This is a genomic window from Cycloclasticus sp. PY97N, assembly GCF_002443175.1.
In the GTDB taxonomy this organism is placed as follows: domain Bacteria; phylum Pseudomonadota; class Gammaproteobacteria; order Methylococcales; family Cycloclasticaceae; genus Cycloclasticus; species Cycloclasticus pugetii.
This window is the reverse complement of the sequence record NZ_CP023664.1, coordinates 289240-307981: the sequence shown is the minus strand read 5'-3', so window position 1 is coordinate 307981 and position 18742 is coordinate 289240. Positions and strand designations below refer to the sequence as shown.

The 18742-nt window shown below is 38.2% G+C and carries 15 protein-coding genes; 9 read left to right on the top strand and 6 right to left on the bottom strand.

The window, feature by feature from the left end; all coding sequences use genetic code 11:
* The first annotated feature begins 18 nt into the window (after window positions 1–18).
* Both CPC19_RS01565 and CPC19_RS01560 read left to right on the top strand, forming a co-directional pair.
* A complete protein-coding gene (locus CPC19_RS01565) occupies window positions 19–1014 on the top strand; it encodes a DUF58 domain-containing protein (protein ID WP_035850642.1) in 996 nt (331 codons plus the stop codon).
* A 6-nt stretch (window positions 1015–1020) separates the two neighbouring features.
* Entirely contained in the window at window positions 1021–2955 is a 1935-nt protein-coding gene (locus CPC19_RS01560; RefSeq protein ID WP_016390237.1) for a DUF3488 and transglutaminase-like domain-containing protein, read from the top strand.
* A 132-nt stretch (window positions 2956–3087) separates the two neighbouring features.
* Here CPC19_RS01560 and CPC19_RS01555 read toward each other — a convergent pair whose 3' ends face one another.
* On the bottom strand, window positions 3088–3744 hold the full coding sequence (locus CPC19_RS01555; protein ID WP_015007051.1) for a nitroreductase family protein: 657 nt from the start codon (window positions 3742–3744) through the stop codon (window positions 3088–3090).
* A gap of 245 nt (window positions 3745–3989) precedes the next feature.
* On the opposite strand from CPC19_RS01555, the gene CPC19_RS01550 reads away from it, so the two are divergent.
* A complete protein-coding gene (locus CPC19_RS01550; RefSeq protein WP_016390238.1) occupies window positions 3990–5366 on the top strand; it encodes an OmpP1/FadL family transporter in 1377 nt (458 codons plus the stop codon).
* A gap of 120 nt (window positions 5367–5486) precedes the next feature.
* Here CPC19_RS01550 and mnmE read toward each other — a convergent pair whose 3' ends face one another.
* The 5 genes from mnmE to rpmH are packed head-to-tail and all read right to left on the bottom strand — an operon-like array spanning window position 5487 to window position 9190.
* Complete coding sequence (mnmE, locus tag CPC19_RS01545; RefSeq protein WP_016390239.1) at window positions 5487–6839, bottom strand: tRNA uridine-5-carboxymethylaminomethyl(34) synthesis GTPase MnmE; 1353 nt, start codon at window positions 6837–6839, stop codon at window positions 5487–5489.
* Window positions 6840–6846: 7 nt separating this feature from the next.
* Window positions 6847–8484, bottom strand: coding sequence for a membrane protein insertase YidC (yidC, locus tag CPC19_RS01540; RefSeq protein ID WP_016390240.1), 1638 nt, complete (start codon window positions 8482–8484; stop codon window positions 6847–6849).
* A complete protein-coding gene (gene yidD / locus CPC19_RS01535) occupies window positions 8477–8707 on the bottom strand; it encodes a membrane protein insertion efficiency factor YidD (protein WP_015007056.1) in 231 nt (76 codons plus the stop codon). The genes yidC and yidD overlap by 8 nt, the downstream gene beginning before the upstream one ends.
* The gene (gene rnpA / locus CPC19_RS01530) at window positions 8700–9017 is read right to left on the bottom strand and encodes a ribonuclease P protein component (RefSeq protein WP_050999779.1); all 318 of its coding nucleotides are present in this window, start codon (window positions 9015–9017) and stop codon (window positions 8700–8702) included. The genes yidD and rnpA overlap by 8 nt, the downstream gene beginning before the upstream one ends.
* A gap of 38 nt (window positions 9018–9055) precedes the next feature.
* Complete coding sequence (gene rpmH, locus CPC19_RS01525; protein WP_015007058.1) at window positions 9056–9190, bottom strand: 50S ribosomal protein L34; 135 nt, start codon at window positions 9188–9190, stop codon at window positions 9056–9058.
* Window positions 9191–9426: 236 nt separating this feature from the next.
* Between rpmH and dnaA the strand changes: the two genes are divergently transcribed.
* From dnaA to urtA, 6 genes are all read left to right on the top strand, one after another.
* Entirely contained in the window at window positions 9427–10752 is a 1326-nt protein-coding gene (gene dnaA / locus CPC19_RS01520; protein ID WP_015004814.1) for a chromosomal replication initiator protein DnaA, read from the top strand.
* A gap of 172 nt (window positions 10753–10924) precedes the next feature.
* Entirely contained in the window at window positions 10925–12025 is a 1101-nt protein-coding gene (gene dnaN / locus CPC19_RS01515) for a DNA polymerase III subunit beta (protein ID WP_016390241.1), read from the top strand.
* Between the two features lie 24 nt (window positions 12026–12049).
* The gene (gene recF / locus CPC19_RS01510) at window positions 12050–13129 is read left to right on the top strand and encodes a DNA replication/repair protein RecF (protein WP_016390242.1); all 1080 of its coding nucleotides are present in this window, start codon (window positions 12050–12052) and stop codon (window positions 13127–13129) included.
* Window positions 13130–15544 (top strand): DNA topoisomerase (ATP-hydrolyzing) subunit B, encoded by a 2415-nt coding sequence (gyrB, locus tag CPC19_RS01505; RefSeq protein WP_016390243.1) that lies wholly within the window; start codon window positions 13130–13132, stop codon window positions 15542–15544.
* Window positions 15545–16198: 654 nt separating this feature from the next.
* A complete protein-coding gene (locus CPC19_RS01500; RefSeq protein WP_035850651.1) occupies window positions 16199–17359 on the top strand; it encodes a hypothetical protein in 1161 nt (386 codons plus the stop codon).
* Between the two features lie 35 nt (window positions 17360–17394).
* Window positions 17395–18681, top strand: a complete 1287-nt coding sequence (gene urtA, locus CPC19_RS01495) for an urea ABC transporter substrate-binding protein (RefSeq protein WP_015004819.1) — start codon at window positions 17395–17397, stop codon at window positions 18679–18681.
* The last annotated feature ends 61 nt before the right edge of the window (window positions 18682–18742 follow it).

The window sequence follows — 18742 nt, the reverse complement described above, 5'->3', positions numbered from 1 at the left end:
TTTATACAGCACAAACACGTGTTACAGTTAAGTGACTTAAGCATCGTACTTCGTATGGCCCTTACTCTTTCAAAACGCATGTCTTTAAGACGCTTCACCAAAGGCGAAGCCCCTCAGCACTCTTCTATTCAATTAAATTACCGGCGTATCTTCATCCTACCGAATAAAGGCGGCTTATCACTGCTCGTCGTTATTTTATTAATGCTGATCGCCTCGATTAATTACAATAATAGTATGGGATTTGTCTTTAGCTTTCTATTGGCTGCTAGTGCACAAATGTCTACGTTTTATAGCGTTAAAAACCTATATGGGTTGATTATTTCACCGAGCAAAACTCCCCCTTGTTATGCTGGCTCTAGCGGCCAAATGAAATTGCTTATTAAGGAAACAAAAGGGGTTGAACGTTGGGCCATTAAAGCTTCTTATTTGCACCAACAAACTTTTTTTGATGTTCAAAAAAATCAAGCCTTATTGATTACCTTACCGATCAAGTTTAAGCAACGCGGATGGCACACACTCGATACCATTACACTGTCTACTACTTTCCCTTTTGGGTTTTTTCGAGCTTGGTCACCACTACTTTTTAACCAAGCCATCTTAGTTTACCCCCAACCAATTGATAGTGGCTTATCGCTAGAAATTAACCAACCCGGCGACGAACAAAACAAAGCTGCCAGCAACCAAGTTGGTACCGATGACTTTATTGGCTTAAAACCCTATCAACAAGGGCAAAGTTATCGACAAGTCAACTGGAAAGCCTTTGCCGCTGAAAAGGGTTTTTACAGTAATCAATTTAGTGCTGAAGAGTCCATTTCTGTCTGGCTAGATTGGCATTTTTGCCAGCCATTAGACACCGAAGCAAAACTATCTCAGCTGTGCTTCTGGCTATTAGACTGCGAAGCCCAAGGCCTTGAGTATGGTTTACGCCTACCCGGTGTTGAGCAGCAGCCAAATCATGGCCATGCACACCTGCATACATGTTTAAAAGCGCTAGCCTTATACGGACATTCATAAATAACCATGCCCCTTCAACCCACCATTATCAAACTACTCATCAGCATTGGTGTACTGCTAATCATTCCACATATTGGTGAACTTCCTCTCCCCTTTATAGTGATCGGTTTTAGTCTGCTAGCGTGGCGAGCACTAACTCTCTGGTTTCCTAATACTTTACCGAGTAAATGGTTGTTATTACCGCTTTCAATCGGCCTAGCTTTTTTTGTATTAAAAACATTCGGCATGTCTCTAGGTCGCGATGCCAGTAGTTCTTTATTAATTATACTGATGGGATTAAAACTTCTCGAAAGCCGCTCTAGCAGGGACACGCAAGCAGTGATTTATTTGAATTTTTTTATACTCATTACTCCTTTTTTATTCGAACAATACATTGAAATTGCTACATATGCCTTCTGTGTGTTTTTCTTGCTTTTATTTTCACTGACCATCAACAATACTCAATGTCATCGTTTAAAAAACCCAGGCTTATTACGCATCTCGGCTGCCATCCTTTTTTTATCCGTTCCGTTAATGCTTATATTTTTCATTTTTTTTCCTCGTATGATTGGGCCTCTTTGGGCCATGCCAAATCAACAGTCTGCAATTAGTGGTTTAAGCGACACGATTAACCCTGGCAATGTTTCAAACTTAGCCCTCTCTGATAAAACAGCTTTTAGGGTACGTTTTGATGGTACAGCACCCAAACAAAAAGACTTATATTGGCGTGGCCCTGTTTTTTGGGAAACCGATGGACGATCCTGGACACTAACGCCACCTAAATCAGACTCATTTAAACGTGCAAAAGCTATCAATAATGAAGGTTTAGATATTCAATACACCTTGATGATGGAACCTCATCATCAATATTGGCTTTTTGCACTTGATACCCCTGCAGCAGCACCAAAAAACGCCCGCTTAACGCATGACCACCAATTAATATTAAATAAAAAACTCAGTCGAAATATTTCGTTCAATATTCGTTCAACCTCGCAAAAAATCCAGGCAAAGCCGTCTGACAACGACCTGAATCGAGCACTCCACATACCCGATAACACAGACCCGAGAGTCTTCGACTTGGCAAATAAATGGCTTAAAGCCAATGCAGATAATCAAGGCGTTATTAAGCAAGCGCTTGAATTTTATAATAAAGAGTTTTATTACACACTTAAACCGCCTTCATTAGGCCAAGACCCTGTTTCAGAGTTTTTATTTGATACTAAACGCGGTTTTTGTGGCCACTTTGCCACCAGTTTTGCCACCTTAATGCGCGCAGCAGGTATTCCTTCTCGGCTTGTTGCCGGTTATCAAGGTGGCGTTTATAACAAAGTTGGAGACTTTTATAACATCCGCCAAGCAGATGCCCATGTTTGGGTTGAGGTTTGGTTAGAAGAAGCGGGCTGGGTTCGAATTGACCCTACTGCCGCCATCGCACCTAACCGTATTGAACACAGCATTGATCCTTCATCACAACAAGCTAATAGCGATATTAATTTTCTTATAACGCCCCCAGAGGGCTTCCAGCAATGGGCTCAACAGCTTAAATGGGCTCTCAATAGTTTAGATTATTATTGGCAAAACGCTGTTCTCGCCTATGGTCCAGAAAAACAACTCAATTTTCTCTCTAATCTTGGTATTTTTGACTGGAGAGGCATGGTGAAGTGGTTAGCGGTGCTAAGCGGGCTAGTGCTCATTGGCTCAATTGGTGCTGTGCTATTACTGCAAAAAAAATCTCATGATGCCGTTCAAACCGCATATTTAGTACTGTGTAAGTCATTAGCAAAAAGAATAGGGCAGCGCCAACCACACGAAACCACAACTGACTACTTTAACCGGGCCATTAAACAATACCCACAAAGGGCAGGTGACCTAACGACATTAAAAACACTGTATCTAAACACTCGTTATGGAAAAGAAGCCGAACATTCTTTTATTCAACAGGTAAAACACTTTCACTTTTAACTTGCTCAGCCTTTTCATCACCGTACTGATTATTTCGTTATGCCCCAAAAGCAAAGATCGATCAACACACTATTTAAAATAGAAACTAAAAATTCGCCTGTTTAATGTTGTTTTAAACCTGTACTTATCATCTTATATGCGCACTAAAACACTGTTTAAGCTGTGTCGTGATTTTGGAAGTTTTGCATTATAGTCTTCATCAGGGTGATGGTAACCAATCGCTAGCGCCACTTCACAACGGTAGTCGCCCAACTCTTTTTTAAATTCTTCGTTTACCAAATCCGCATCAATACCTTCCAAAGCCGTAGAGTCAATCTTAAGGCGGGCCAATGTATGTAAAGTATTCCCTAAAGCAAGGTAGGTCTGTGCTTTTGTCCAGTTGCTAGTATCCCCTGTTTCATCGGTATTGCTTTCAGCAAATCCAAAAATAGCAAAGGCTTTGTCACGGTCTTCTTGCTTTATACGTTTATCTGCAATCCCTCTATCAACCACTTTTGCAAAATCATCACGAGTGTAACGTGGTTTGTGAGCAAACAGAATAATTTGAGAGCTATCGAAAACATGCGCTTGGTTAAACTGATATTTATGAGCAAATGTCCGACTCATACGTTGTCTTGCTTCATCGCTCTCAATAACAACAAACCGCCAAGGCTGTGAATTAATAGAGGAGGGTGATAAGCGCATTGCTTCAAAAAGTACCTTTAATTCCTCTTCGGGTATTTTTTTTGAAGCATCGTACTTTTTAGTGGTATGCCTCCACAACAGGCTTTCAATTATTGGGTGGGTCATCTTTTTACTTATACCATTATTAGAATAAATTTCTTTTCCCTTTAGGGCAAACCATCAATATACCAAAGTATGAATGAACAAAGTGCCTTTGATTTGGTTTTATCTAAAACAAAAGCCCTGTTTAAACGCCCTTCATTCACGCCTTCGCGTTATATCATTTGTTTCACCGATATCATCTAATACTAATATTCTCTGATATAATGCGTTGATTATAAAAAATAAAATCAAGGGAAACGGTTACTATAATGAATTCACTCTCTCAACGGAAAGAGCCTCTTTCAAAAAAAACCTGGTTTAGCAGTATTTTTCTCAGCCTCGCATTAATCTCACTGTCCTCAGTTCCAGCAACAAAAACTTACGCTAGTGGCGTAAATATGGAAGGCCTAGGCATTCGTGCCATGAGCATGGGTAGCGCATTTATTGGTTTGGCAGATGATGCTTCTGCTGTCTTTTGGAACCCTGCTGGTTTAAGTCAATTAAAAGGTGCTGGTTATACTTTTGGCGTGTACTCAATGACAGCTGACGTTGATGCTAAAAACGGTGTTTCAAATAACTCACTCCCTGGTGGTGATTACGACCCCAATAAGGGCGATTTATTTCCTGGCTTTTACCCATCCGAACCGACTAACTTTGATGATGATGAAGAGTTTTGGTTAGGTGCTGCTACCATGCCATCGTTTCTTATATTTAAAAATTTTGGTCGCTATACACTGGCCGGTGGTGCATTCGGTGTAGGCGGGGCATATTCAAGTTACAACGATAAAATATTTGATCCTGCTAATGATGCAGAAATCGAAGCCGATGTTTTTGCCGTTCTTGGCTTGATGAGTATCAACGGCTCTATCGGTTATCAAGTCACACAGAAGTTAAGTGTCGGTTTTGGCGTTGATATGCTTGTTAATGTTTGGCGTGGCGATGTTAAGAAAGATTATATCTCTGCCTCTGACTCCGACTGGAACTATAACTACGATGCAAAAATCCGTAAATGGGGTTATGGTTTTCAAGGAAACATTGGTGTGCTTTATAAGTTTAATGAGCAGTGGAGTGTAGGCGCAATATATCGCACTGGCAGTGACATAAAACTAGAAGGTGATACAAAGATTAGGCTTAAAGGCGGTAGCAACATTGATCCATTTAAAACTAATGAAAAAAGTGATGGGCATACTGATTTTGAATACGGTGCTTCATGGGGTGTAGGTGTTGCATATAAACCTACAAAAAAACTTACCTTTACTTATGATTATCGAGAAAATGACTGGAGTGATTTCAACTGGCCTGGCTCTAATGCTACCTTTGATGAACCCGGAAAATTCTTACAAAATGTTGATGGTGACCCTGGCTGGAATCGTGCCCATGGTTATAGTGTAGGTACCGAGTACCTTCTAAATAACAAGATAACTCTACGAGCTGGTTATACCAATGAGTCTTCAGGTGTTCCTTCTGAGTTTGAGAACCCTGCAACCATTACCCTAGGTGATATACAAATCGCTAACGTAGGGATGGGAATTCAATACGACACCTGGAAAGTCGACGTCTTAGTGGGTACTATGTGGGGCGGTACTGGGTATGGTGTTGACCACCGTTGTTATGACTTTGGTATTAGCTTTATGCGTATGCTCTAAAGAGTCTATATTTACCCCCTTCCAGCTAAGCTGGAAGGGGGTAAATACCTTACAAACTAACCCCTAAATAAACGTATAAAGTAGACTAACTACGTCGATAGTTAACTCACCCAGATTTCTTTATTTTCCTATACAGAATGAAGAGAAAATCTCCCCTAAAAGATCATCCGGTGTCATTTTTCCAGTAATTTCAGATAACGCATTTTGTGCCAGTCGCAAGTCTTCTGCAAACATCTCCCCAGCTTGATAATGAAGTAACTGGGCAATACCATCATTTAAAAAAGCATGAGATCGAGTCAATGCATCTAAGTGCCTACGACGAGCTAAAAATACATTTTTTTCTTCTGAATTAAACCCCATTCTTTCTTTCAGGTGTTGAGTTAAAAGATTTAACCCATCTTTATGTTTTGCTGAAAGCCTTATTATCGTTCGCCCATCTTTCGACGTTGTTTCACCTACCTGCGTACCGGTAATATCCACTTTATTAAAAACTATCGTTACTGGAACTGAGGCGGGTATATCATTTAATAAAGACAAATAATCATCAGAGCTTGATTCTTGATCATCCACCACTAACAACACTTGATCTGCTTGTGAAATGGCATGTTTTGCTCTTTTAACGCCTTCTTGTTCAATAATATCGCTGGTTTCACGCAGACCTGCAGTATCAATAATATGTACTGGCATACCATCTATTTGAATTTGCTCTTTGAGCACGTCACGAGTCGTTCCAGCGACTGCTGTCACAATCGCCGTATCACGTTGTGAAAGTGCATTTAATAAACTTGATTTACCAGCATTCGGTTTACCAGCCAATACCACGGTCATCCCATCACGCAATAAACTTCCTTGCTTTGCCGTTTCTGTAATCGTTTTAAAGGCTTGTTGTAGGTTTGAGATTATTTTTTGTAGCTCTTCACCAGCTAAAAAATCAATATCTTCATCACTAAAGTCAATCGCCGACTCTACATATAAACGCAAGTGTGTTAATTGCCTTTGTAGATCATTAATTCGCTCTGAAAAAGCCCCTTGCAACGATCGTTGCGCTGATGAGGCTGCTGCAGCTGTCCCTGCATCAATAATATCAGCAACTGCCTCAGCTTGAGCTAGGTCTAATTTATTATTTAAAAATGCCCTTTGGGTGAATTCACCCGGTTCAGCAAGGCGTGCACCTAAGGCTAACACTCTTTTTAAAAGCATATCTAAAACAACTGGGCCACCATGCCCCTGAAGCTCTAAAGTATCTTCACCTGTATAAGAGGCTGGAGACTTAAAGTACAACGCAAGCCCACTATCAATAGTGCTATTATCGTTTGCTTTAAATAACTTGAAGCAAGCTTGTCTGGCGGGTATTTCACTGCCCAGTAGCTGCTGGCTAATTTGTTTTGTGTTTGTACCGCTAATCCTAATAATGCCAATTCCACCACGACCACTGGCTGTGGCAACAGCAGCAATAGTGTCGTTATTAGCCATCAATAAATTACTTTTCTTTTCCCGACTCTATACGTTTAATAATCACTGTCTGTTGAGCAATCGTTAATAGATTATTCACGATCCAGTACAGCACTAAGCCTGCTGGGAAAAAGGCAAAAAAACCAGTAAACATAATCGGTAGCATTTGCATCACTTTCTTTTGCATAGGATCGACCGGAGCAGGGTTTAAACGCTGCTGGAAGAACATAGTGATCCCATAAATAACCGGTAAAATAAAGTACGGGTCGGCAGCAGATAAGTTATCAATCCACAGTACAAAAGGAGCCTGTCTTAGCTCAACACTTTCTAGTAAGGTCCAATACAAAGCGATAAAAACAGGAATTTGAATCAGAATCGGTAAACAACCACTCAATGGGTTTATTTTTTCTGTTTTATACAGCTCCATCATCGCTTTATTCAGCTGCTGTTTATCGTCCCCATACCGTTCTTTTAATGCAACGATTCTTGGCTGCACCAATTTCATATGCGCCATTGATTTATAGCTTTTTTCAGATAGCTTAAAGAACAGTGCTTTGATGGTAAACGTTACCATAATGATAGCAACACCCCAGTTTCCTACAAAATCATAGAAGAAACTTAACAGCCAAAAAATCGGTTCTGCAATAATCGTAAGCTTACCGTAATCAACCATTAACTCTAGGCCCGGTGCAATTTCCTTAAGCTGCTCTTGTAATTTTGGCCCTGCAAATAATACCGAATTAATTGTTTTTCTCTGTCCAGGCTCGACAACAGTCATCGGTGAATAAGCGCCAATTACATACTTTCCAGCACTTAATGCTTTTGTATAGTATGTGTAGTTATTCTCTTTTTCCGGCACCCAAGCAACGCCGAAGTAATGTTGAATCATCCCTGCCCAGCCACCTGTGGCTTCTTGGCTAAGATTTTCATCTTCCATATCATCAAAATCAATTTTTTGATACTTGTCCTCATCTGTATACAAAACACCACCGGTATACGTATAGATCATTGAGTTTGCTTTCTTATCAGCATAATCATTACGCTTTATTTGCAAATACTCTCTAGCAGACCAGCTATTAGAGCCGTTATTTTCTATACTTGTTTCAACATCAACTTTATAGCTACCTTTGCTAAACACATAGGTTTTAGTAACTTCTATACCGCTTTCATTTTTCCAAGTTAACGGCACCCGCAACTCATCACCTGTCATTACATATTGACTGTCAGATGCACTCCAAAGCGCGTGATGATTAGGGCTTTCACCATTTTGGACAATTAAGCCAGACTCAACAACGAATGTTTTGGACGGTGTGTTATTTAACAGTTGAACTGTTTCTTCTAAACCTTTCGTATCCGGATACTGAGTTAAATAAAGGTTAACTATATTGCCACCAACTTTATCTATTTTCAGCTCATATACGTCTGTAATAACCTCTATAACACCGCCTTTAAGCGCCAAATCCTTTGGTTCTGTCTCTTGATTAACACCGGTTGGTAACGGCTCACTTTTAGCAACATTAGGTACATCCGCTGATGAATTAACGCCCTCACTTTGCACTTGCTGTTGTATTTGTTGTGGTAAGACATAGTCTTTTTGCCAAGCTTGCCAAATAAGCACTGCTATAAATGCTAGCGCTGCAAAAAGTAATGTTCTTTGATTATCCATGAGTTTTATCTGACGTTGGTAACGGGTCTACACCACCCTTACAAAAAGGCTGGCAACGTAAAAGCCTTTTTAGTGTAAGGCTTATTGCTTTTATTGTTCTGTATTGTTGAAAAGCTTCAAGCGCGTACTGTGAGCATGTAGGGTAGAAACGGCAACGACTACCTAGCAATGGGCTAACAAAATATCGATAAAATTTAATCAAATAAATAAAGAGTTTATTCACTTTTCATAAACCTAATCCAATGTCTATTAATGGATGTTGCCAATTCTTTTTTACTTGCCGAAGCAGCCTTGTGGCGACATAAAATAACAAAGTCGTAGCCAGATAAGTGTTCTTTTTGCTGTCTAAACGACTCTCTAACTACTCGTTTAATAGCGTTTCTTTTTACAGCTCTTTTAACATTTTTCTTAGCGATTGCGAGGCCAAGCCTTGCTCCAGATAAGTTTTTTTTTCGCGCTAAGACAGTCAGCAAGTCATCCGTGCTTCTTTCAGCTCCCTTAAAAACGTTAGCGTATTCCGACGGGCTGTTCAGCTTGTGTGTTTTTGTAAACGCGTGCTTTTTTTCTTTTATTACGCTGATAAACGAGCTCGACCTTTCGCACGTCTAGCATTGATAATTTTACGGCCTGATTTAGTTGCCATTCTTGCTCTAAAACCGTGTGTTCTCGCTCTTTTTAAGTTGCTTGGTTGAAACGTTCTTTTCATGTTGAAATGTCCTATGAATGACTAATTAATAATATGACGAAAGATAGCTTTTTGGAGCTTGATTTTCTTTCGAGAAAAAGACTGGGAAGGTTAGTTTTATTTCTCTAAAAAGTCAATGTTTAAATAAAGATTCCCGCCGTAGTGTCGTTCTCTAATGAATCTTTTTTACTGTGGATAACTTTCCCTTTAAGGGGTATTCTTATAAGCCATTCGTTTCAATTTTATCAAGGATTAATGTGTCATCTCTCTGGGAGCAATGTTTACAACGATTAGAGGAAGAAATTCCCCCTCAACAAATAAATACCTGGGTTCGCCCTCTTCAAGCTCAAACTAATAATGATGAATTGCTTTTATTTGCGCCAAACAAATTTGTTTTAGATTGGGTTTCAGATAACTACATTGAAAATATAACCAATATAATCAATAAGTTAACTGAAAATAAAATTAAGCTTCATCTAAAAATAGGCAGTTCAAAAGTACAACCTTCGCCCGCTACTGTCAGTAAAAAAACGACGACTAAAGCTAATAACACACCCAGTGTTTCCCATAATCTTAATAGTGCCTTTACTTTTGACTCTTTCGTTATGGGTAAATCTAATGAGTTAGCCAAAGCCGCGGCTATACAGGTCTCGGAGAACCCGGGTGTTTCATACAACCCGCTTTTTATCTATGGGGGAGTAGGGCTCGGTAAAACGCATTTAATGCACTCCATAGGCAATGCCATTCTTCAAAAGAACAAAAACAAACGTGTGTCTTTTTTATCATCCGAGCGCTTTGTATCCGGTATGGTCCAATCTTTACAGAAAAACACCATAAATGATTTTAAAAACTACTATCGTTCATTAGACCTATTACTTATTGACGATATCCAGTTTTTTGCAAAGAAAGAAAGGTCTCAAGAAGAATTCTTTCATACCTTTAACACTCTCATTGAAAACAATAAGCAAATCGTCCTAACCTGTGATTGCTATCCAAAAGAGATTAATGGTTTAGAAGAACGGCTTAAATCTCGTTTTGGTTGGGGCTTACCAATTCCTATCGAACCGCCAGACTTAGAAACACGGGTGGCTATTTTAAAAAGTAAAGCCGCGTTAAGTGGCGTTGACCTAGCTGATGAAGTTGCTTTTTTTATGGGCAATAGAATTAAATCCAATGTTAGAGAACTAGAAGGGGCCTTACGCAGAGTTTTAGCAAATGCGAACTTTACCGGTAAACCTATTACCTTAGATTTTACTAAAGAAGCACTCAGAGATTTGATTGCTCTACAAAACAAACGTATTAGCATTGATAACATTCAAAAAACAGTTGCTGAGTACTACAAAATAAGGACATCTGACTTATTGTCTGCTAAACGAACAAGATCAATCGCTCGCCCAAGACAAATAGCAATGGCACTGGCAAAAGAACTTACTCAATACAGCTTGCCAGAAATAGGGAATCAATTTGGTGGCCGGGACCATACAACCGTTCTTCACGCAACACGAAAAGTAAAAGAGCTAAGAGACTCTGATCAATTGATTGATGAAGATTATATTAACCTGTTAAGAACCCTATCGCATTAATTAGGTGTAAGCTGTGGATAAAATTTGAGATGCTTTTACAAACAAGTTATCCACAATAGTTTTTATATTTAACAACACCTTTCAAAATAACGTAGGTTATTGATTTAAAATGAATAATTAAAAATACTAACCGATTTTTAATTCCCTATAATCATAATAAGTATTAAGAGATATGAAATTAAATATTAATAAAGAAGATCTATTAGAGCCATTACAGAAGGTTTTTGGTGTTATTGAAAGAAGACAGACCTTACCGATTTTATCGAATGTTTATTTATCGATTAACAATGGTACGATCAAATTCACAGGCACAGATTTAGAAGTACAGGTCAGCGCTAAATCCATATTGATAGGTGAAGAAAGCTTTAATATAACGATTCCTGCAAGAAAGTTATTAGACATCTGTCGATCTTTACCTGATCACTGTGAATTAAATTTATCTTTCAATGATGGCGTTCTTATTATTAAATCAGGCAAAAGTAGATTTACACTTAGGACACTGCCATCAGATGAGTACCCTCTTTTCGATGAATCAAGTTACCTAAATCAACTAAACATTAACCAAGAGGTTTTATTAAAAGCCTTTAGTAAAACTATTTTTTGTATGGCACAACAAGATGTTCGTTATTATCTAAATGGTTTAATGATGGAAATTGTTGATGGTGAATTACAAACTGTCGCCTCAGACGGTCATCGGCTAGCGCTATCTAAAAATAAAATTGATAATGAAAACCAATCAATTAACCAGGTTATCATTCCAAGAAAAGCAGCCCAAGAATTACTCAGACTAATGGATAAATTTGAAGGTGCTGTTGAGATAAAGATCGCTAAAAACAGTATTAAATTCTCGTTGGGTGATGTTGAACTTAATGCAAAGTTGATTGATGGACGCTTCCCTGATTTTAATAATGTAGTCCCTGAACAAAGTAAACATAGCTTTAATATCAATAAGTTATCTTTTAAATCCGCTTTATCTCGTGTTTCCATTTTATCCAATGAAAAATATAAAGGAATACGTTTAGACTTATCAAACCAATTAATGACTATTAATGCCAATAACCCTGAACAGGATGAAGCCGAAGAAGAAGTAGTGGTTGATTACAATGGTGATGAGATGAGTATGGGCTTTAATTCAAGTTATTTAATGGATGCCCTAAATGTAATTGAATCGGATAATGTGTTAGTTTCTTTTACTGATACAAACAGTAGTTGCTTGCTTGAAAACCCAGAAGATAAGAGCAGTCAATTTATTATTATGCCAATGCGTATATAAACATTTTTACTGTAATTATTTTTCTTGTCTTTAGTCGATATTCAAATTAAAGATGTTAGGAATATTGAAAATATAATATTCCAACCATCTCCTAAGCTTAATATTATTGTTGGGCCTAACGGGAGTGGAAAAACATCAATTCTAGAGTCGCTTTACATACTAAGTAGGGCGCGCTCTTTTAGAACGCAAAACATTACTAAGGTTCTCTCACATAATAAAGATAGCCTTATTGTTTTTGCCCAATTAGCTTATGTAAACGTTTCTCATAAGATAGCGATTAAAAAAAACAAACATAAAACCATTATCAGGATAAATGCTCGATCAGAAAAAAAATCTTCTGAATTATCCCGTCTGTTTCATGCACACCTTATCAGGCCTGAATCCCAAACATTATTAGAAAATGGTGGGGTTGATAGAAGGGCTTTTATTGATACCGGTGTGTTCCACGTGAAACACTCATTTTTGAATATATCGAAGCAATATAACCACTTATTGAAACAGAGGAATAAGTTATTGAAAACCAAACAATTAGATACATTAACTGTTTGGAATAATAAACTGATTGAATACGGTACAATAGTCAGTCATGAAAGAGAGAAGTATCTTGAATTGTTAGATAAAGAACTTAAAGGTATTGCCTGTCAGTTTATTGGTGATGCAGAGGTTACTTTAAATTACTTAAAAGGCTGGGATAAAAGCTTATCGTTTGAGGATGCGCTTAATAAAGCAAAGGACCGAGATATCTTGTATGGCTTCACCACAGCAGGCGCGCATAAAGCAGATATTAAGGTTCTGGTTAATGGAAGGTTAGCACAGGATTATTTATCCAGAGGGCAGATGAAACTGCTGGTCATTGCGATGTATTTAGCGCAAATTAAGTTAATGCGTGATCGAGTATCTAAGTCGGTTTGTGTGTTATTGGATGATTTAGGTGCTGAGCTTGATAGGGAGAATGTAAGAAAAGTAATGTTTTTTTTACAGAAACTAAATATACAGACTTTTGTGACGACAACAAATATAGATTTGTTTTTAGAGTTTATTGATGCGAAAGAAACTAAGGTGTTTCACGTGAAACGTGGAGTTATGCAGATAGAGGATAATTAAGTGAGCGAAGAAAAAAACAATGAGACTTATGATTCATCAAATATACAAGTTCTAAAGGGCTTAGATGCGGTTAGAAAGCGCCCAGGAATGTATATAGGTGATACCGATGATGGTTCAGGTTTACATCATATGGTGTTTGAGGCGGTTGATAATTCTATTGATGAGGCTTTAGCAGGCTACTGCACAGAGGTTGGTGTGATTATTCATGAAGATAATTCGGTTACTATCACAGATGACGGTCGTGGTATTCCTGTTGATATCCATCCCGATGAGGGGAGATCAGCTGCTGAAGTCATTATGACGGTGCTCCACGCAGGCGGTAAGTTTAATGATAACGCTTACAAAGTGTCCGGTGGATTGCATGGTGTGGGCGTGTCTGTTGTTAACGCGCTATCTGACGAATTAGAGTTAACTATAAACAGGGAAGGTAGTCAGCATTATCAGCTGTATAAAAAAGGTGAACCTGTAGAGCCGTTAAAAGTTGTAGGACCAACTGAAAAAACAGGAACAAGTCTGAGGTTTAAACCAAGTATCGGTACCTTCAGTAATATTGAATTTCATTTTGACTTATTGGCAAAAAGGCTACGAGAATTATCGTTTTTGAATTCTGGTGTAAGAATTAGGTTGTCGGATGAGCGCACCGCAAAAGAAGAGATCTTTGAATATGAAGGTGGGATTAAAGCGTTTGTTAATCACCTAAATAAAAATAAATCTCAAATCCATGAAAATATTATTTATATCAACGTAGATAAGAATGATGTGAATGTGGAGGTGGCTTTGCAATGGAATGATTCTTATCAAGAGAATATTTTTTGTTATACAAATAACATTCCTCAGAGAGACGGGGGAACACATTTAGCAGGTTTTAGAGCAGGTCTCACTCGAACATTAAATCAATATATAGAAGGTAGCGGTCTAGCAAAAAAACAGAAGGTGACAACATCGGGTGATGATGCGCGTGAAGGGCTGACGGCAGTCTTATCAGTTAAAGTACCAGATCCTAAGTTTTCATCACAAACGAAAGACAAATTGGTGTCTTCGGAAGTGAAATCCATTGTTGAATCATCCTTAGCTGAAGCGCTACAAGAGTTTTTGTTAGAAAACCCAACAGAAGCAAAAGAAATAGCTGGCAAAATGCTAGAAGCAGCCAGGGCGAGAGATGCGGCTAGAAAAGCAAGGGAGATGACACGACGTAAGTCTGCTTTAGATATTGCTGGTTTACCTGGGAAATTAGCTGATTGCCAAGAAAAAGACCCTGCATTATCAGAAATATTTCTAGTGGAAGGGGACTCGGCTGGAGGCTCAGCAAAGCAAGGCAGAGATCGAAGAACTCAAGCGATATTGCCGTTGAAAGGAAAAATACTCAATGTAGAGAAAGCTCGGTTCGATAAAATGTTATCGTCGGATGAAGTGGGAACTTTAATAACAGCATTGGGTTGCGGTATTGGTAAGGAAGAGTATAAGCCAGAAAATCTTCGTTATCATAAAATCATTATCATGACAGATGCTGATGTGGATGGCTCACATATACGAACATTGTTATTAACTTTTTTCTATCGCCAAATGCCTGAGTTGATTGAGAATGGTAATGTCTATATTGCGCAACCGCCTTTATATAAGGTTAAAAAAGGTAAACAAGAATATTATGTTAAGGATGATAATGAGCTGAATAGTTACCTTCTACAATTGGCTTTACAAAAAGCAAGTTTAGTCATTAATGAGAAAACACCAGCTATTACAGGCCTTGCGCTAGAAGAACTTGCAAAAGAACATATTCAAATTGAAGGAATGATTGCGAGACTGGCGGGGCGTTATGATGAGTTGATTTTAAACGAGCTATTGGTTTCTACTGAAATAACAGAATCTGTTAGTGAAGATGAGTTAAATGATTGGTTGCAAGACTTAGAAAAAAACCTAAACGGAATAGAAAGTTGCCCAACCCAATATAGTTTGTCATTAAAGTACCAACAAGATAATTGGTCGGTTCACTGTATAACCATGTCTCATGGAGTAGAGAAATCTTTTGAAATGCCACGTCTGTTCTTTAAATCAGGTGAATATAAACGCTTAGTCAGTTTTGGTAAAACATTAGTGGGCATGTTTGAGGAAGACACGCACCTTAATATTGCTGATAAGAAACATACTGTGACTAGTTTTAAAGAAGTTTTTGAATTATTAATGAAAGAAGCAAGAAAAGGTCAACAAATCCAGCGTTATAAAGGCCTAGGAGAAATGAACCCAGATCAACTATGGGAGACAACATTAGATGCAGACTCAAGACGTTTATTGCAGGTAAGAATAGAGGATGCCATTGCAGCTGATGGAGTGTTTACAACATTAATGGGAGATGAAGTAGAACCTAGGCGAAACTTTATAGAAAAAAACGCATTAGAAGTAGCAAACTTAGATGTGTAGTTTTTTTATGAAAAAGTAACACACATAAACCAGAAGGGTTATGTGTCGTTTAAAAGTATCAAAGGCGGAAATTAAATTTCCGCTTTTTTTTGAAAAATCGGAAATGAATTTCACTAAAGGCTTTATCCTTTGCTGTAGAGCTTAAAAATAAAAAACGCATACAAATGGGTTGCTTTATGTGAAAAAGCTTCTTAAATAAGCTTTCAGGAGCTCATTTTTATCCTGGATTTAAAAAAATTTATTGAAGCCGTGTGAGAAACAAATTAAATAATTACAAGATAGGTATATTTAAGGTATGTATTAGTTGTCGAAACATCTGTTAGCAGGGGTTTAGATAGTTTGGTTCCTTATAAGAAATAAAAGCAATGGTTAGCTTTACCAGTATAAGCCTGTATTCATTCATCGAATGATGCAAGATCACAAAGTAAATCAGGTCTAGGTTTGTTTAAGAGAGGGTTCTTTTGTTTTAGCGATTAGTTTATATCTGGAAATCGCACCAAATTAATTCATTAATTTTTTTTAGGCTCATTTTTATGAGCTTTTTTTGTGCAATAATTCTAAATATATAGTCATTATCCATTAAAAACAAAGGGTTATATTCTGGCATGATATTCGCATTTTAGTACCTTCCATTGACAAGATAAAAGGTAATGAATGATGAAATATTCAGGAAAAGTGACAGGGATTGCGGCATTAATTGCTGCTCAAGTCATGGCTGGTTCTGTATTGGCTGGTGCAAAATTTGAAGGTTCAGATGGTAAATGGATAAGTTTCGGTGTGGGCGTGAGAACAAGTTTCACTGCAGTAGAGGATGCGTCGCCTAGTGGGGATGATTGGTCAAATGATTTTAACTTGGATAGCGCGCGAATCTATATTAATGGTCAAATTTCTGAAAATATCGGGTTTGAATTAAATACCGAGACATTTTGGAGTAGTTCTAATGCACCATTTGATGAGGAGTTTGGAATTTTAGATGCTATTGCAAAGTTTAAAATTAACCCTGCACTAAATATATGGGCTGGCCGCATGCTAGTGCCTGCTGATCGTGAAGAAATGAGTGGTCCATACTACGCCAATATATGGAATGCTTTTAAAACCCCATTTGGCCCTGCTGATCAAGGAGAAGATCATGGAAAAGGTAATGCAGGTCTATATGGGCGTGATGAAGGTGTAACGGTATGGGGTCGTTTAGGAGCTGAGGAGCGTTTTACCTATGCTGTCGGTGTTTTTGAAGGTTATGAAAGTGCAGGGATGGGTGATGCGGACCCAGATGATAACTTTTTATATGCAGCGAGGTTCAGTTATAACTTCTTAAATGTTGAAAAAGCACCTGGTTATTACACAGGTAGTACATCATACGGTGCAGCGGGCGATATTTTTACTGTCTCAGTGGCTGCTCAATTTGAGGAAGATGCTACCGGTATTGTTGGTGATTTAGGTGATTTCACAGCCTTATATACAGATGTTTTATATGAAAACGTGTTGGAAAACGAAGGTGTTTTGACCATTGAAGCAGCCTATAAAGACTTTGATTTAGACGGAAAAACAAATGCATTTGGTTTATTTGAAGGTGATTCATGGAAAGCAACAACACTTTACTTGTTTCCAAACAAGTTAGGTATAGGCAAGGTTCAACCTTACTTTTCTTACTCAGAAGTAAACCCAGATAACGGCAGCGATTCTGAAACAATTGATGCTGGTTTTAATTATGTTATCGATGGGTTTAACTCTCGAATTTCTGTGGCTTACTCAAGCACAGACAACGGAACAAATGATATGGATGCTTTTGTTATCGGTTATCAATTCCAGTATTAATAATTAGCTCAACACTATTAAATAGGGAAATCAAAATGAATATAAAACGAAAATTAGTTACATCATTAGTTTCAGCAGGTGCCTTAATAGCAAGTAATGTCTATGCGGCAGAAGATACAATTAAGGTAGGGGTATTGCATTCATTATCAGGCACCATGGCAATCAGTGAAACGACATTAAAAGATACGGTTTTAATGTTAATTGAAGAGCAAAATAAAAAAGGTGGTTTGCTAGGGAAGCAACTAGAACCCGTTGTGGTTGATCCTGCTTCAAATTGGCCATTATTTGCTGAGAAAGCGAAGGAGTTAATTGATAAAGATAAGGTATCAGCGGTATTTGGTTGTTGGACTTCAGTGTCACGTAAATCAGTATTACCTGTATTTGAAGAATCAGATAGCATACTTTTTTATCCAGTACAGTACGAAGGCGAAGAGTCTTCTAAAAATGTTTTCTATACAGGGGCTGCACCTAATCAACAAGCCATTCCAGCGGTAGATTACCTGATGAATGACATTGGTGTTGAGCGTTGGGTATTAGCCGGAACTGATTATGTCTACCCAAGAACAACAAACAAAATTCTTGAGGCGTATCTGAAATCAAAGGGTGTTGCAGCAGAAGACATTATGATCAATTACACTCCCTTTGGTCATTCAGATTGGCAGTCAATAGTCTCTGATGTAAAGAAATTTGGTTCAGCAGGGAAGAAAACAGCAGTGGTTTCTACCATTAACGGTGATGCTAATGTTCCTTTCTATAAAGAGCTTGGAAACCAAGGTATTTCAGCTGAAGATATTCCTGTTGTAGCCTTCTCAGTTGGTGAGGAAGAACTATCAGGTATGGATACTAAACCATTAGTTGGCCATTTGGCGGCATGGAATTACTTTATGAGTATTGAAGCTGAGACTAATGATAAGTTTATTTCAGCCTGGCATGATTTTACTAAAGATGAAAAACGGGTAACGAATGACCCAATGGAAGCGACGTATATCGGCTTCAATATGTGGGTTAAAGCAGTAGAAAAAGCAGGCACAACTGATTCAGCGGCTGTACAAGAGGCCATTATTGGCATTTCAGTTCCAAATCTTACAGGTGGTTATTCGTCGATGATGCCAAATCATCACATTACTAAGCCAGTTGTCATTGGTGAAATCCAAGATGATGGTCAGTTTGGTACTGTTTGGGAAACATCTGGTTTAGTGGCAGGGGATGCATGGTCAGATTACTTAGAAGGATCGAAAGACCTTATTTCAGATTGGCGTAAACCGCTTTCATGCGGCAATTACAATGTGAAAACGGCAAAGTGTTCAGGTCAAAACTTCTAATCAGTTGTAATCGCGAAATTTTTGGCCAGGCACAAGTAAGTTGATGTTGTGTCTGGCCATG

Bases quoted from the DNA above. Each gene is read 5' to 3' on its own strand.
- urtA (WP_015004819.1), top strand. From the start codon at position 17,395: ATGAATATAAAACGAAAATTAGTTACATCATTAGTTTCAGCAGGTGCC.
- yidC (WP_016390240.1), bottom strand. From the start codon at position 8,484: ATGGATAATCAAAGAACATTACTTTTTGCAGCGCTAGCATTTATAGCA.
- CPC19_RS01560 (WP_016390237.1), top strand. From the start codon at position 1,021: ATGCCCCTTCAACCCACCATTATCAAACTACTCATCAGCATTGGTGTA.
- CPC19_RS01555 (WP_015007051.1), bottom strand. From the start codon at position 3,744: ATGACCCACCCAATAATTGAAAGCCTGTTGTGGAGGCATACCACTAAA.
- dnaN (WP_016390241.1), top strand. From the start codon at position 10,925: ATGAAATTAAATATTAATAAAGAAGATCTATTAGAGCCATTACAGAAG.
- CPC19_RS01500 (WP_035850651.1), top strand. From the start codon at position 16,199: ATGATGAAATATTCAGGAAAAGTGACAGGGATTGCGGCATTAATTGCT.
- mnmE (WP_016390239.1), bottom strand. From the start codon at position 6,839: ATGGCTAATAACGACACTATTGCTGCTGTTGCCACAGCCAGTGGTCGT.
- CPC19_RS01550 (WP_016390238.1), top strand. From the start codon at position 3,990: ATGAATTCACTCTCTCAACGGAAAGAGCCTCTTTCAAAAAAAACCTGG.
- rpmH (WP_015007058.1), bottom strand. From the start codon at position 9,190: ATGAAAAGAACGTTTCAACCAAGCAACTTAAAAAGAGCGAGAACACAC.